Below are 472 nucleotides of genomic sequence, written 5' to 3'. Positions count from 1 at the left end.
CCTTATCACCGCAGCCAAAAACCCTCGCCAGCCAATGGATGTTGGCAGCGCTAATTCCCTTGTCGTTGTCTTGAAACCAAAGCTGCACTGTTCTGAGATCGACCCCGATCCGGTTGGAATCGATCTGCGAAATCGCCTCTGCAAGAAGCTCGGGCGTCCATGGGCCTGCAGGAAACCCATCTTTGCCCAATGGCCGACCAGCTCCTGCTGCTGCTAATCGTTTGAATAATTCCTTGAGATCACTCCCGTCTCTCGGTGGCGGAAGAAATAACTTTCCATTCTTAAACAACAACTTGCAGGCTCGGATTTCGCTTCGTTTCGTATCCTATCGTGCCATCGTTCCCGATCAACGTATTTCTCAATTCGATGCAACGGGCGAGGGGCGGGCCGCGAATCACTCGGAGCAGGACGATGGCTGTTGAACTATGGTGCAGCAACGAACAAGCGCAGGCGGCGGACGCAGTCGTGGACC

At 54.2% G+C, this 472-nt stretch carries 1 pseudogene; it reads right to left on the bottom strand.

The features are described 5' to 3' along the window. Window positions 1–289: pseudogene (locus EOA23_RS36220) on the bottom strand (hypothetical protein); the annotation flags it as partial. Window positions 290–472 lie beyond the last annotated feature (183 nt).

It is taken from the genome of Mesorhizobium sp. M2A.F.Ca.ET.042.01.1.1 (genome assembly GCF_003997405.1).
GTDB lineage: Bacteria > Pseudomonadota > Alphaproteobacteria > Rhizobiales > Rhizobiaceae > Mesorhizobium.
This window is presented reverse-complemented; position numbering and strand designations above follow the sequence as displayed.